16 protein-coding genes are annotated in these 14,037 nt (G+C 59.1%); 7 read left to right on the top strand and 9 right to left on the bottom strand.

All coding sequences use genetic code 11. The annotated features are described in order from the left end of the window. The first annotated feature begins 39 nt into the window (after positions 1-39). Entirely contained in the window at positions 40-1,593 is a 1,554-nt protein-coding gene (gene gshA, locus ACJO5Y_RS05810; protein WP_406985480.1) for a glutamate--cysteine ligase, read from the top strand. 152 nt (positions 1,594-1,745) lie between these two features. Continuing rightward, positions 1,746-1,961 carry a ribosome modulation factor gene (gene rmf / locus ACJO5Y_RS05805; RefSeq protein ID WP_406985479.1) on the top strand — a complete coding sequence of 72 codons (216 nt, stop codon included), beginning with the start codon at positions 1,746-1,748 and terminating at the stop codon, positions 1,959-1,961. 20 nt (positions 1,962-1,981) lie between these two features. On the opposite strand, the gene ACJO5Y_RS05800 is transcribed toward rmf, so the two are convergent. Continuing rightward, complete coding sequence (locus ACJO5Y_RS05800) at positions 1,982-2,428, bottom strand: flagellar basal body-associated FliL family protein (RefSeq protein ID WP_406985478.1); 447 nt, start codon at positions 2,426-2,428, stop codon at positions 1,982-1,984. 165 nt (positions 2,429-2,593) lie between these two features. On the opposite strand from ACJO5Y_RS05800, the gene ACJO5Y_RS05795 reads away from it, so the two are divergent. Together ACJO5Y_RS05795 and rsd are read left to right on the top strand one after the other, a co-directional pair. Beyond that, entirely contained in the window at positions 2,594-3,100 is a 507-nt protein-coding gene (locus ACJO5Y_RS05795) for a disulfide bond formation protein B (protein ID WP_406985477.1), read from the top strand. A gap of 101 nt (positions 3,101-3,201) precedes the next feature. After that, positions 3,202-3,684, top strand: coding sequence for a sigma D regulator (gene rsd / locus ACJO5Y_RS05790; RefSeq protein WP_406985476.1), 483 nt, complete (start codon positions 3,202-3,204; stop codon positions 3,682-3,684). 70 nt (positions 3,685-3,754) lie between these two features. On the opposite strand, the gene bamJ is transcribed toward rsd, so the two are convergent. From bamJ to ACJO5Y_RS05775, 3 genes are all read right to left on the bottom strand, one after another. Next, the gene (gene bamJ / locus ACJO5Y_RS05785) at positions 3,755-4,462 is read right to left on the bottom strand and encodes a BamJ family beta-barrel-assembly machinery protein (RefSeq protein WP_406985475.1); all 708 of its coding nucleotides are present in this window, start codon (positions 4,460-4,462) and stop codon (positions 3,755-3,757) included. Positions 4,463-4,589: 127 nt separating this feature from the next. Beyond that, positions 4,590-4,985, bottom strand: coding sequence for a DUF4124 domain-containing protein (locus ACJO5Y_RS05780; protein WP_406985474.1), 396 nt, complete (start codon positions 4,983-4,985; stop codon positions 4,590-4,592). Then, positions 4,982-5,509: a DUF2390 domain-containing protein gene (locus ACJO5Y_RS05775; RefSeq protein ID WP_406985473.1), complete on the bottom strand. Its 528-nt coding sequence runs from the start codon at positions 5,507-5,509 to the stop codon at positions 4,982-4,984. Before ACJO5Y_RS05775 ends, ACJO5Y_RS05780 begins: the two co-directional genes overlap by 4 nt. Positions 5,510-5,557: 48 nt before the next feature. Here ACJO5Y_RS05775 and ACJO5Y_RS05770 point away from each other — a divergent pair, with 48 nt between their 5' ends. Further along, the gene (locus ACJO5Y_RS05770) at positions 5,558-7,510 is read left to right on the top strand and encodes an ATP-binding cassette domain-containing protein (protein ID WP_406985472.1); all 1,953 of its coding nucleotides are present in this window, start codon (positions 5,558-5,560) and stop codon (positions 7,508-7,510) included. A gap of 12 nt (positions 7,511-7,522) precedes the next feature. Here the strand turns inward: ACJO5Y_RS05770 and ppx are convergent, their stop codons facing one another. Continuing rightward, positions 7,523-9,052, bottom strand: a complete 1,530-nt coding sequence (gene ppx / locus ACJO5Y_RS05765) for an exopolyphosphatase (RefSeq protein ID WP_406985471.1) — start codon at positions 9,050-9,052, stop codon at positions 7,523-7,525. A gap of 313 nt (positions 9,053-9,365) precedes the next feature. On the opposite strand from ppx, the gene trxA reads away from it, so the two are divergent. Continuing rightward, the gene (trxA, locus tag ACJO5Y_RS05760) at positions 9,366-9,692 is read left to right on the top strand and encodes a thioredoxin TrxA (protein ID WP_012139190.1); all 327 of its coding nucleotides are present in this window, start codon (positions 9,366-9,368) and stop codon (positions 9,690-9,692) included. A 133-nt stretch (positions 9,693-9,825) separates the two neighbouring features. On the opposite strand, the gene ACJO5Y_RS05755 is transcribed toward trxA, so the two are convergent. Genes ACJO5Y_RS05755 through moaB form a run of 4 tightly spaced genes read right to left on the bottom strand, consistent with a single transcriptional unit; the run spans position 9,826 to position 12,341 of the window. Beyond that, positions 9,826-10,284: a molybdenum cofactor biosynthesis protein MoaE gene (locus ACJO5Y_RS05755; RefSeq protein WP_406985470.1), complete on the bottom strand. Its 459-nt coding sequence runs from the start codon at positions 10,282-10,284 to the stop codon at positions 9,826-9,828. A gap of 1 nt (position 10,285) precedes the next feature. Then, positions 10,286-10,549, bottom strand: a complete 264-nt coding sequence (moaD, locus tag ACJO5Y_RS05750) for a molybdopterin converting factor subunit 1 (protein WP_406985469.1) — start codon at positions 10,547-10,549, stop codon at positions 10,286-10,288. Positions 10,550-10,551: 2 nt separating this feature from the next. Next, positions 10,552-11,766: a molybdopterin molybdotransferase MoeA gene (locus ACJO5Y_RS05745; RefSeq protein ID WP_406985468.1), complete on the bottom strand. Its 1,215-nt coding sequence runs from the start codon at positions 11,764-11,766 to the stop codon at positions 10,552-10,554. A gap of 2 nt (positions 11,767-11,768) precedes the next feature. Further along, complete coding sequence (moaB, locus tag ACJO5Y_RS05740; protein ID WP_406985467.1) at positions 11,769-12,341, bottom strand: molybdenum cofactor biosynthesis protein B; 573 nt, start codon at positions 12,339-12,341, stop codon at positions 11,769-11,771. A 367-nt stretch (positions 12,342-12,708) separates the two neighbouring features. Between moaB and rho the strand changes: the two genes are divergently transcribed. Next, positions 12,709-13,971, top strand: a complete 1,263-nt coding sequence (gene rho, locus ACJO5Y_RS05735; protein WP_406985466.1) for a transcription termination factor Rho — start codon at positions 12,709-12,711, stop codon at positions 13,969-13,971. Positions 13,972-14,037: the final 66 nt, after the last annotated feature.

Genomic DNA, 14,037 nt, shown 5'->3' with positions numbered 1-14,037 from the left:
GGCTGATAGGGCCGTTACCCGCTATAGCAGGAGTCATTCATGGCTGAATCCCGCCATCATATCTTTCACCAGTTCTCAGCCAATGACTGGGGCGGTTTTCTGAAGGGGGTGGAGAAGGAAGGCCTGCGGGTCGACCGTAACGGCTTTATTGCCCAGACACCCCACCCCAAGGCCCTGGGGTCCGCGCTGACCCATCCACGAATTACCACGGACTATTCAGAAGCCCTGCTGGAGTTGATTACGCCGGTGTGCGACAGCACGGGCGGATTGCTGTCCTCGTTGCGGGATGTGCACCGGTTTGTGCAGCAGAACCTGGGCGATGAAGTGTTCTGGGCGGCGAGCATGCCCAGCGAGCTGGACGGTGATGCCAGTATTCCTATCGCGGAATATGGAACGTCCAATATCGGTCGTCTCAAGCACGTGTACCGCCAGGGCCTGGCGGTACGGTATGGGCGGATGATGCAAAGCATTGCCGGCGCCCACTATAACCTGTCGTTGCCGGACGGATTCTGGTCGCTGTGGCAGCAGGCCCTGGGGAACCAGCAGAGCCTGAAGGATTTCAAGTCAGACCAGTATTTCTGGCTGATCCGGAACTTCCGTCGCCGCAGTTGGCTGCTGATGCTGTTGTTCGGAGCGTCGCCAGCTCTGGATGCCAGCTTTGTCGCCGGCGTGAAACACGACCTGGCCCGTTTCAATGACAACACCTGGCATGGTCCGGATGCCACGTCATTGCGGATGGGAGACCTGGGCTATCACAATAATGCCCAGTCCTCCCTGAATATCTGTTTTAACGAACTGAGCACCTATACCCGGACCCTGGACCGTGCGATCCACACACCCTGGCCGGATTACGAAGCGATTGGTACGCGCCGGGGTGACGAGTTTATCCAGATCAACACCAGCGTGCTGCAGATCGAGAATGAGTATTACAGTGCGGTGCGCCCGAAACGTACCACCGAGCGAGAAGAGAAACCGATACAGGCATTGGAAGCCCGGGGTGTGGAGTACATCGAGGTGCGCTGTCTGGACCTGGATCCGTTCTCTCCGGTGGGCGTGACCGAAAGCCAGATCGATTTCCTGGATCTGTTCCTGCTGGATTGCCTGCTGGCGGATAGCCCCCGCATTGGCGATGCCGAATGTGAACGGCTTGATGACAATTACAAGGACGTGGTGGCCCATGGTCGCAATGTTGAGTTGGCGCTGTGCCGTGAGGGCCGTAGAGCCCCGGCGAGCGAAGCGGCTGCCAGGATACTGTCGGAACTGGAGCCCCTGGCGGAACGGCTCGACAGCTGGACTGGTGGCGACGCCTATCGCCGTGCGCTCGAAGCTCAGCGCGAAAAGCTGACGTCACCGGGCCTGGTGCCATCCGCCAGGGTGACGGAAGCCATGTCACAATCCGGCCTTGGCCACCGGGAGTGGGTTCAGGAAATGTCGCGCCAGCATCAGCAGACTCTGCGCGAGGAGCCATTCTCCGAGACCACGCTCGCGGACTTTGAGCGCATGAGCGCGGAGTCCCTGGAAGCGCAGGAGAGAATGGAAGCCGCCGATACCCAGCCCTTTGACGAGTTCCTGGCGCAGTACCTGCGTTCCTGATCGGCACTGATACCGGCCCGGTTCACACCGGGTCCGGACCTGTCGCACAAAATATGAACAAATATTTGTCAGGCTCCGGCACCTGCTGTTAGCTTTCGTAACAGGCGCGTCACTGTTTGTTACCTCAGCAATCAGGATCAGGGAGAATGGGCATGGCCAGGGATTTCAAGCTTGGGTGGGATGTTGAGTCGCTGAACAAGGCTTATCGCCAGGGGTATATGGCGGCATCCATGCGTATGGAGCGAAGCCGCTGCCCTTACCGGGGTGATGTGGTTATAGCAGCCTGGGAGGCTGGCTGGGAGGATGCGTCGCAGCTCGCCAGTGAGCAGGCATCCATCGGTGATGACCTATTCTCCAGGATTGCCTGAGCCACCTCAGCAGCGCCCGTTTATTTCTGCACTACGAACTCGGTAAACAGGACGCCAGTGATTTCCTCGCCGGTTTGCTGTTCTTCCAACACCGCATTTATCCGCTGTTTTGCTTCTTCCCTCAGGGCAGTCTGCCCGTCGCCGGTCGCCAGTTGGTCAGCATCGGTCTGTTCCCCGAACAGCATCACCAGCTCGTGCCTCAGCTTTGGCATGTGGGCTTCGACGGCCGGGCGGGTGGTTTCCTTTGACGCACGAAGGGTGACCGAGGTTTTCAGGTAGATGAGCTTGTTGCCGGGTTCGCCGACATGGGTAACAAACGACGGATCCATCTCTATGTAATCGGTGATGGTGGCTTCCTGGGCCTCTCCGGTCTCCTCCACTTCTTCTTCCTGTGCGGTTGTTATGGCTGGCAGTGCGGGGAGCAGGCACAGCAGGACCAGAAAAAAGCGCTTTAGCTGAAGTGTCATAGGCTTGAAGTTCACTATGGTTTAGGGTTTAGTGACGAAGCTACGGCGATAACCGCCTGGTTTTCGCAGAATAACAGGCCCGGTGACCACTTGCAGCATTCGCTGACACCCTGACCAGCCGTGGTCGGGGACGCAGGGCCAGAATGTCATTTCCGAGGTGTGCATTTGACTTCCAGACTGGTGTTTTCCGTAATCTTTGTTGTGTGCGTCGCGCTGCTGGGTGTGGCTTTTTACATGGAGCATGTCATGGGGCTGGAACCCTGCCCCTTGTGCTGGCTACAGCGGTTCGGGTTTATGGGCGCGGGTGTGGTGAGTCTGCTGGCAGTACTCCATAACCCGAAAGGCCTTGGTGTGCGCCTGTACGGCTTGCTGTTGGCTGTCACCTCCGGTGCCGGGCTGGCAGTGGCCGGGCGGCAGTTGTGGCTGCAGAGCCTGCCCGCGGATCAGGTGCCCGCGTGCGGTCCTTCCGTGGATTACATGCTGGATGTCCTGCCCCTGACAGAAGTATTGACCACCGCGCTCCGGGGCACCGGTGATTGCGCGGAAGTCACCTGGCGTTTCCTCGGGTTGAGCATCCCCGGGTGGACGGCGGTGTTTTTCTCGCTGCTGGTAATTACCGGTCTGGTTATGCTGTTTCACACTGGCAAAAGGTCTGAGTGGACTGGTGGCTGAAACGGTTGCGGCCAACTATGGCCATGGGGTACCTTGAGTCACGACATAACAAAAAATCGAATACGAACACCGGGTATGTCTGGTAACTGGAGAAAGGCGTCATGTTGGAAAATTGCCGTAATGCCAGGGAACGTTGGGGTGGCGTCAGCGACCTGATTGATCGCTGGTTGAAGGAGCGCCAGGAGTTGCTGGTGCACTATTGCGAGTTGTCCGGAGAAAGCGATTTCACCCAGACAGAAGCCCTGCGGGAGAAATTTGTCCGGCTCTGTGAAGTCCTCGTGGATTACGTGTCGGCTGGTCATTTTGAAATCTATGAGCAGTTGATTCAGGAAGCCCGGGAATTCAACGACGGTGGTCTGGAACTGGCCGCCAAACTGTATCCGCGCATCACACAGACCACGGAGACGGCGCTGAATTTCAATGATCGCCTGGATGGAAAGGCCTTGAACGAGAGCGACGTCCGGGAGCTGTTCGATCAATTGTCCGAACTGGGAGAAATTCTGGAGAGCCGGTTCGAGATGGAAGATTACCTGATCGAGCACCTGCACAACGTGCATGCAGAGAAGGTGATGTCCTCGGCCTGACGGCCTCGGGGAAGGATGGATGCCCGCAGCCCGCGGCAATTAGCGCCGAGGCTGCAGGCGGTGTAGCGAATTACTCCGGATTGACTTCGATCAGCTCCACATCAAACACCAGGGTCTCGTTCGGCCCGATGCTGTGGTTGCCGCCTGGGCCATAGGCCAGGTCAGAGGGGATGTACAGTTTTACCCGGCTGCCTTCGTTCATGAGCTGAAGGCCTTCGGTCCAGCCGGGAATGACCTGGTTGAGACCAAAGGTGACTGGCTCGCCGCGTTCGCGGGAGCTGTCAAACACTTCGCCAGACAGCAGTTCGCCGGTGTAATGGACCTTGACCTGGTCACTTTCAGCCGGCTTTTCGCCGTCGCCTTCTTCCAGAATTTCGTATTGCAGTCCGGAATCAGTGGTTTCCACACCGTCACGTTCTGCATTCTCGGCGAGGAAGGCTTCACCAGCTTCACTGTTTTTCTCGGCCAGTTCATCCCTCTGAGCGTTGTCACGCTCCTGGAGCTGCTTCTGGTATGCCATCAGCGCCTCCTGGACTTCCTCCCGGCTCATCCGGCTCACTTCCTCGTCGCCCTTGTGACCGTGTTCGATGCCCTGGAGGAACTGTTCCATCTGCAGATCCGGCAGGTCATTCTTCATGCGTTCGCCGAGCACCAGGCCCATGCCATAACTGACCTTCTGATCAGTGGATTCCAGGCCGGGATCTTTCTTTGAGTCGGTTTGCGTGGAGCAGCCGGCAACAACGCCGGATACTGCCAGAGCGAGCAGTATTTTCTTCATTGCAGAGTCCTATGTTGTGAGCGGGGGCTCCGGGGGAGCCCCATATTGTGTTTATCTGAAAAGGGGAAAGGTAACGGGTTCTGTAGTCAGATGCCACTGAACATGTGTTAAGAAACTGGCCAGGGGCTCAGCTGCCGTTGTTGGTGGGCGAGGAAGGCGCCAGGGAGAAAGGAGCGCTGTAGGGTGATTGCCAGTCGGTCTCCGGATCCGGTTCCGCCGGGCGTGACATGCCGCCGTTGCTTTGGCGCTCGATCGCCAGCGCATTCCACGGGCCGTCTTCGGGGGGCTTGTCGGCGTAGTGCCAGCTGCCGTTGCGGTCCTGCCACTTGAAAACAATGTCGGGGCCTTCTACTGGCACCGGTGATGGCACCAGACCCTCAAAGGCGGGGATCTCGTTGCTGTCCGTTTCCTTTGGTGTACTTTCCACCGCTTTGGGTTCCGGCTCGTTGATGCCGAAGAAAATCAGCACCAACAGAACACCAAGCGCAGGAAAGGCGAGACGGATAAGCCATTTCATAATCATGTCCCCTGATCCTCGGCTGCAAAAGCCAGGAGGCCGCGAGTGAGGGCGCTTAACAGTTGTCCGGTTTCCATGTCCATAACCGTCTCCGGTGCTGCCGCTTCGAGGTTGGTACGGGCCAGTTGTTCCGATTCATGCATGCCGGCGCTCTCTTGTTGGCTGTTGGCGAGGCTTTGATAGCTCAAAGCCAGCTCAATCCGCTCGGCTTCCAGTTCGTTTTTGGCGATGCTGGCTCGCAAGTTGTCTGTCTCCGGGTTGTTCCGGGGAATAAATTGTCGGGCTGAGCGCAGGGCCCCGGTTACATGGGCGCGCCACTCTGTTACCGTATCGCTTTCATTACCGATGTATTTCTGGCCCGAAATGGTAAGCCAGCAGGCGCCTAAAATCCGTGTAACGCTCCAGCCTTTACCCTGTAACGCCAGGCAGGTCGACTCAATGCCCGGATATTTCCAGAATGCCAGAGCAAAACGCCAGAGCGGGTTATCCGGTTCCATTTCCAGTGACGGCTGTTCCCGGTTGTCCTGCATCTTGGCCCTGTGCCTTCTCTGTGGAACGTACCCTGATAAAATGACAGCATGTTAACGATAACGGATCTCAGTTTACAACGGGGCGGTGTCTGGTTGCTAGACACCGTCAGCCTCACTATTCAGCCGGGCCAGCGGGTTGCCATTGTCGGCGCCAACGGCGCTGGCAAATCCAGTCTGTTCCAGCTTTTATTGGGGCAGCTCTCCCCCGAGCAGGGCAGTGTGTCACTCCCCGGTGGATGTCGCATTGCCCATATGGCCCAGGAGGTCGAGGCATCCGGGCGAAGCGCCCGTGATTTCGTGCTGGATGGTGACCACGACCTGCGCCGAATGGAGCGGGAGCTGGCCGAGGCGGAACGGCGGGGTGATGATCACGCCCAGGCCCGCATCCACGGCGAGCTTGATGTGCATGAAGCCTGGTCTGCACCGCGCCGGGCCGAGATATTGCTGCGAGGGCTGGGCTTCTCCGACGCCGATACCGAACGGCCTGTGTCGGCGTTTTCCGGCGGCTGGCGAATTCGTCTGAATCTGGCCCAGGCGCTGATGAGACCGTCCGACCTGTTATTGCTGGACGAGCCCACCAACCACCTGGATCTGGATGCCTGTCTCTGGCTTGAGAACTGGCTGCGCCGGTACAGTGGCACCTTGCTGTTTATCTCCCATGACCGGGATTTCATGGATCGGGTTGCCACTCACGTGGTTCATTTCGAACGGCGCAAACTGGAACTCTATACGGGTAATTACTCAGCATTTGAAGGTCAGCGTGGCGAGCGTCTGGCCCAGCAGCAGGCTGGCTTTGAGCGCCAGCAAGCACGGATCGCCGAAATTCAGCGTTTCATCGACCGCTTCAAGGCCAAGGCCACCAAGGCCCGTCAGGCCCAGAGCCGGGTCAAGGCGCTCGAGCGCATGGAAAAAATAGCACCGGCACACATAGACTCACCATTCAGTTTCGAGTTTCCAATGGCGGACAAGGTGTCCAACCCGTTGCTGTCGATTCGTCATGGCGCCGCCGGATACGGAGACACCGTGATTCTCAAAGGGGTCAATCTGTCACTGCTGTCCGGGAGTCGGATCGGTCTGCTTGGGCCCAACGGCGCCGGCAAATCGACCCTGATGGATGCGTTGCGGGGGCAGACCACCCTGGTGGCGGGTGAGCGCACCTGCGGTGAGAACCTGTCTGTGGGTTATTTTGCCCAGCACCAGCTGGAATCCCTGGATCTGGACGCCAGCCCGTTCCTGCATCTGCAGCGATTGTCGCCCAAAGCGTCCGAGCAGAGTATTCGCAACTTTCTCGGCGGTTTTGACTTCCACGGCGATGAAGCCCTGAGTGCGATCCGCTCATTCTCCGGCGGGGAGAAGGCCCGGGTTGCCCTGGCCGTCATCGCATGGCAGAAGCCGAACCTGTTGTTGCTGGATGAGCCTACCAACCACCTGGACCTGGAAATGCGCCAGGCCCTGACCATGGCATTACAGAACTTTGCCGGAGCCATTGTAGTGGTTTCTCACGACCGCCACCTGCTGCGCAACACAGTGGATGAGTTCTGGCTGGTTAACGATGGCCGGGTGGCGGAATACGATGGCGATCTGGAGGATTACGAGCGCTGGCTGGCAGACCGCCGCAAGGACGAATCCGAACCGCCGATGAGGGAGCCGCAGCAAGGCGGAGCCCAGGGGCAATCGGCGGCTGATACGAATGTGGTCGGTGAGAGTGCCGATGACCGCAAGGCGCGCAAGCGCGCCGAAGCGGCCATACGGCAGAAACTGAGCCCTTATCGTAAACAGCAGTCCGCGCTTGAGAAGGAGATGGAGCAGCTGCAACAGAGCCTTTCGACCCTGGAAGGGGAGTTATCCGCGCCGGAGCTCTACCAGGATGAGGGCAAGCAGCAACTGAAGGAGTTGCTGGGGAAACAGGCCCGGCTCAATGGGCGCCTGGAAGACGTGGAAGCCGAATGGCTGGAGATCAGCGAAACCGTGGAAAGCCTGGAAGCGGAGCTGGTTGCCTAGTGTCCCGTCTGGCTAGGTGTCAGCAGTCAGCTCCAGCTTGAAGCCCTGCTTCGACAGATAGTCCCGCTCATTTTCCAGATCCGCCAGAGTCAGCGGGCGCTCATCAAACCAGCCATCGGGAAATTCGATCGCCAGCCGGTTCTCGCCGGCATGGAGTCGAAAGGCGGGAGGTGGTTCCATATTCCTGGGGTGCTGAAGCAGTACCCCGAGCCGCACCAGCACGCACAGGTACTTGAGTCGCGGTACGTCCTCGGGGTCGAGCTCTTCGAAAATGGCTGAGGAGAACTTGCGCCGGTGGCCTCTCACCAGAGTGGCCAGATCCCGCTGGAATTGCTGGCTGAAACCCGGCAGGTCGGAGTAGCGCAACAGGTAGGCGCCGTGCTTGTGGTATTGGCTGTGGGAAATGGTCAGCCCGATCTCGTGCAGGCGACAGGCCCAGCGCAGGACCTCCTCATCCGGCAGGGTACGGAGCGCCCAAGTATCCGCTACCTGGTCCCAGGCGGAGATGGTGGTCTCTTCCACGGCACGGCCGTGATCCTGATCCACATGGTAGCGTTCCTGGAGCGCCGCGATGGTCCGCTCACGCACATCCTCATGCTGGATGCGGCCGACAATATCGTAGAGCAATCCCTCCCTCAGGGCGCCTTCGGTGAAGGTCATCTCCTCGATCTGAAGCGACTGGAACGCGCCCATCAGAATGGCGAAACCCGCCGGAAAGATGCTCTGGCGGTCCGTGCGTACGCCAAGATCCGCCAGCTTCTCGACCTTGCCCATGCTGACCAGGCGCTGGCGCAGCTCGTTCATCGCGTCCAGGGTGATGGTGCCGTCGGTAATCTTCAGGCTCGCCAGAACACTGGCGATCGCCTTGATGGAGCCGGACGAGCCGACAGAACTCTGCCAGCCGACATTGCGAAAATGCTGGCGGATATTCAGCAGCTCCTGCTGGGCATGGGTGACGGCCTTGTCCATCTGGCGACGGGTGATCTTGCCATCGGCGAAATAACGGTTGCGGAACGACACGCAACCCATGTGCAGGCTTTCCAGTTCCTGGGGCTCAAAGCGCTCGCCGATGATGAACTCGGTACTGCCGCCGCCAATATCAATCACCAGCCGCCGGCCGACATCGTCGGACAGGGTATGGGACACGCCAAGGTAAATGAGGCGGGCTTCCTCACGCCCGGCAATGATCTCCACCGGATAGCCCAGAACCTCCTCCGCGCGGGCCATGAATTCCTGGGCATTGCGGGCGACCCGCAGGGCATTGGTGCCAACAATCTGCACCGCCTCGGGCGGCATCCCGCGGAGGCGCTGGGCAAACCGGCCCAGACAGGCCAGGGCGCGTTGCTGAGCTTCCTCGGTGAGACGGTTATGACTATCGAGCCCGGCGCCGAGCTGAACCTTCTCGCCCATTTTCTCCAGGGTGCGGATTTCACCGTGGACCAGCCGGGCAACCACCATATGGAAACTGTTGGAGCCCATGTCGATAGCCGCAAGCAGCTCGGGCGATGTGGCATTGGATTCGGCAGAGGGGGTGGCCGTCACGTGTGAAGAATTCCTCTAGGCATGTGCCGGTACTATAAGCGAATTCCGGCGGACCTGTCAGTAATGGTCGCCATCGGATTTTACTCACCGCCAGTATAGCGAGAAACCGAGAGACGGGCAGAACCGCTTCACAGACAGCTGATCAATCGCGTAAAGTATTGCGTATTGAGATGAGGGTGAACGGCTGCTTTTGAACAGAATGCAGCCTTCAGCAACGTTCAACAGCACCAATCGCTGCGGCATGGGCCGTATGGTATCCAAGTGGTATCCGCTTGGTATCGAGAGTGAAAGGTGCCTGAATCAGGAAATGGTAATGAGCGGAAATATCGTAAACGTAACTGACGCATCTTTTGAGCAGGACGTACTGCAGTCTGACGTACCTGTACTGGTGGACTACTGGGCAGAGTGGTGCGGCCCCTGCAAAATGATCGCGCCGGTACTGGAAGAGATCGCCGATGAGTACGACGGCAAGCTGAAAATCTGCAAGCTGAACATCGACGAAAACGAACAGACCCCGCCCAAGTTCAACATCCGCGGCATTCCCACCCTGATGCTGTTCAAGAACGGCAACGTGGACGCCACCAAAGTGGGCGCACTGTCCAAATCCCAACTGGCGGCCTTCCTGGACAGCAATCTCTGATTGCCGACCGGACGCCCGAAACCGCCCCTGAGCCAAGGTTCACGGGCGGTTTTTTTATGGCCATGAGTAAACCAAGCCACCCACCCGCATTAGTGACCGGCCGACGCACTCCAATATGAGGCCACCAGGGAACCTACAATTCCCAACTCTGACTACGAGCCAGATCAGCATCCTTCTGCTCAACCCAGTGCTCCCCGGACTCCGTCATCTCCTTCTTCCAGAACGGTGCCGACGTCTTCAAAGCGTCCATAATGAATGCACAGGCCGCAAACGCATCCCCCCGGTGGGCACTGCACACCCCCACAAACACAATCTGATCAGACAGCGCCAACTCACCGACCCGATGAACGACCCGCGCCTCACGCACATCCCAGCGCTTGGCCGCCTGCTCAATCAGATCCTCGATCACCCGCTCCGTCATTCCCGGATAATGCTCCAGAAACAGCCCCGTCACGCCCTGCATGTCGCCACTGTCCCGCACCAGCCCGGTAAACGTCGCAATAGCTCCCGTACCGGCGCCACTGCCCCGCAATGCCTGATACTCCACGGCGGCATCGAAATCCTCGTGTTGAACCGTAACGGAATGATTCACTTCAGCCTCCTGTCACCGGCGGGAAAAAGGCCACCTCATCCCCCGCCTTGAGTGGCGTTTCCGGCTTGGCCATGGCCTGGTTGACGGCAATCATCACCGGCTGCTTGCCATCCAGCTGGGCCCACGGGCCGCCTTTCGCTGCCAGTTCAGACAGCACCTGCCCGGCGGTGGCGTCGGGCCGCGCAGGAAGCGTCAGGCTGTCAGTCGCCAACTCCTCCCGCAGGCGGGCAAAAAAATGAACAGTCAGCGTGTTCTCGTTACTCATGGTTACCCCAGAAACTCTGCAAAGGAATAATACGTAATCATATCACCGGGACTGACGGTTGTGTGCTCCGGCACCACCGCCAGGCCATCGGCCCAGCAGGCGGAACTCAGCATTCCGGAACTCTGATTCGGGTAGGCCGCCACTTCCACCCGCTGCCCATGGGTCTCCTTCCGCGCCCGGACAAACTCCTTGCGAACGGAGGCCGAGTCCATCTTGAAGGCTGCTGGCAGCTGTTCACCGGAAACCCGATAATCCGAGACGCCCTGGCGCTTGCGGATGTAAGGAATTGCCACCACCAGGAACGCGACCAGCACCGCCGCCGGATTGCCCGGCAGGCCCAGAACCGGTGTGCCCTCAATCGAGCCAAAAGCCAGTGGCTTGCCCGGCTTGATGGCCAGGCGCCACAGGGACAGCTCGCCGGATTCCTCCAGCACCGCCCGCACATGATCCTCTTCGCCCACCGAGACGCCGCCGCTGGTAATCACCAGGTCTGCCTCGCTGGCCGCGCGCTTCAGCGTTGTCTGAGTGGCTTCCCGCGAGTCCCGGAGCGTTTCACACAACACCACGTCGCAACAGGTATCAGCCAGCAAACCGAGCAGGGTAAACCGGTTAGTGTTGTAGATCTGTCCGGGGTTTAGAGCGGTGCCCGGTTCAACAAGTTCATCGCCTGTGCTCAGGATCGCAACTTTCAGGCGGGGGAATACCGGCACGCGGGCGATTCCCATGGAAGCCAGTAGCCCCATTTCCTGGGGGCGCAGGCGGGTGCCCCGCGCGAGGGCCAGATCCCCCTGGCTCAGGTCCTGTCCACGGCGGCGGATATTCTGGCCCTCGCTGACATCGGTGCGGATCACTATGCCGGCATCGGTCACCTCCACCCACTCCTGCATCACCACCGCATTCGCGCCTTCGGGAATCTCCGAGCCGGTAAAAATACGAACCGCCGTGCCGGCTTCAATCGCTGCCGGGGCCTGCCCCGCAGGCACCCGGGCCGACACCGGGAGGGGGCTGTCCGGGACGAAATCCTGTGTTCTCAGGGCGTACCCATCCACCGCGCTGTTGTCCGCTGGTGGCACATCCGCCGGCACGTGATGGTCCTCTGCCAGCACCCTGCCAAGGCACTCGGTCAGCGGCACGGTCTCCGACCCGGTCAGCGGGGTTGCCTGTGTCAGTAGCCGGGCGAGGGCTTCCTCGAGCGGCGTTAGCTGTTGGCCTGCCATGACTATCGCTGTCCCCTGTTGCCAATCTTTTCATGCAGCCGGTGATGGGGGCGGTCCGGTTTGCCCAGCGCCAGTGCCGAGAAGTTGCACGGTCCGTGACGGCTGTCCAGCTGCGTACTCAGAATGCCGTTCCATCCGGTGCGACACGCGCCGGTTGATCCGGGCAGGCAGAAAATGACTGTGTGGTTGGCCAGCCCCCCAAATGCGCGGGACTGGATCGTGGAAGTGCCAATCTCTGAGGCCGACAGTCGGCGGAATTCCTCGCCAAAGCCATCAATGGTTTTATCCAGCAGCGGTGCGACGGCTTCCGGAGTGCTATCGCGCTCATGGAAACCGGTCCCGCCGGTAATAATGATTGCGTGAATGTCCGCATCGGCGATCCAGCCGGACATCAACGCGCGAACCAGATACACATCGTCCGGGAGAATTCGCCGTGCGATCAATTGGTGACCGGCCTCAACAACGCTGTCTTCAAGAAACTGGCCGGAGGTGTCCTCATCGGCCCCGCGAGTGTCGGATACTGTCAGGATGGCAATGTTCAGGGGTTTGAGTTCGTCGCTTTTGTCGCTGCTCATGGTGTTACTCCGCAGGTTAAATCACTGATTGTGGTCAGTATCCCCGTAGCTGCACGGGAATGGAAGGGGAGTATCTCATCAGAGGGAGGAGGATGTGTGTGGTGGTATTTCCCCTTTGACATGAGCGGCGATTGGTGTAAATTTGGTCAGCATCACTTGACATTCACAGGTCAGGTGGCCGATTATCCGTGTTGCCCGGCGAACGGTTGTTCTTCCTGTCTCTGGCTTCAGTACTTTTCCGGCTTTCATCTATACCGGTTGCTCCATCTGGCCAGCACCAAGTTCAACTAGTATCCGATCAATTCGTTCAGGGGCATTCCTGTCATTCCAATATTCGTTTACTTCCATTCCGAAAATCTAACAACCTATGAATCTTACTGAACTCAAGCAGAAGTCCGTGCCCGAATTGCTCGATATTGCGCAAGAGATGGGCCTTGATAACCTGGCCCGGTCGCGCAAGCAGGATGTTATCTTCACGATCCTGAAGAAGCATGCCAAAAGCGGCGAAGACATCTACGGTGATGGCGTACTGGAAATTCTGCAGGATGGTTTCGGCTTCCTCCGTTCCGCCGATGCCTCATACCTTGCCGGACCCGACGATATCTACGTGTCGCCGAGCCAGATTCGCCGCTTCAACCTGCGAACCGGTGACACCGTTGCCGGCAAGATCCGTCCGCCCAAAGACGGCGAGCGTTACTTTGCCCTGCTGAAAGTTAACGAGATTAACTTCGACAAGCCGGACAACGCCCGAAACAAGATCCTGTTCGAGAACCTCACGCCGCTGTTTCCGGACGAGCGTCTTATGCTCGAAGCCGGTAACGGCAGCACCGAGGATCTCTCTTCCCGGGTTCTGGATCTGGTGGCGCCCATCGGCAAGGGCCAGCGTGGCCTGATCGTCTCCCCGCCCAAAGCCGGTAAGACGCTGCTGATGCAAAGCATCGCCCAGTCCATCACCCGCAACAGTCCGGAATGCCATGTCATGGTATTGCTCATCGACGAGCGCCCGGAAGAAGTGACCGAAATGCAGCGTACGGTACGCGGTGAGGTTATCGCCTCCACCTTCGACGAGCCGCCGGCCCGTCACGTTCAGGTGGCGGAAATGGTGATCGAAAAGGCCAAGCGCCTGGTTGAGCACAAGAAAGACGTGGTGATCCTGCTGGATTCCATCACCCGTCTGGCCCGTGCCTACAACACTGTGATTCCGTCCTCAGGCAAGGTTCTGACCGGTGGTGTGGACGCCCACGCCCTCGAGAAGCCCAAGCGTTTCTTCGGTGCGGCCCGTAACGTGGAAGAAGGCGGTAGCCTGACCATCCTTGCCACCGCCCTGGTCAACACCGGCTCCAAGATGGACGAGGTGATCTACGAGGAGTTCAAGGGCACCGGTAACATGGAAGTGCACCTGGACCGCAAGATCGCCGAGAAGCGCACTTATCCGGCCATCAACATTCGCAGCTCCGGCACCCGCCGCGAGGATCTGCTGATGAGCGAGGCTGACATCCAGCGCGTCTGGATTCTGCGTAAGCTGCTGCATTCCATGGAGGATGACACCGCCGCCATCGAATTCCTGCTGGACAAGCTCAAGGACACCAAGACCAACGACGAATTCTTCCAGTCCATGAAGCGTCGTTGATCCTGGTTTTGAGGTACTTGCCGATTTCTGGTGCAGGTACCTGAAGCTCGAGGGGTGAGGTGTGGG

The sequence above is a fragment of the Marinobacter alkalisoli genome (genome assembly GCF_045449855.1).
Classification (GTDB): domain Bacteria; phylum Pseudomonadota; class Gammaproteobacteria; order Pseudomonadales; family Oleiphilaceae; genus Marinobacter.
This window is presented reverse-complemented; position numbering and strand designations above follow the sequence as displayed.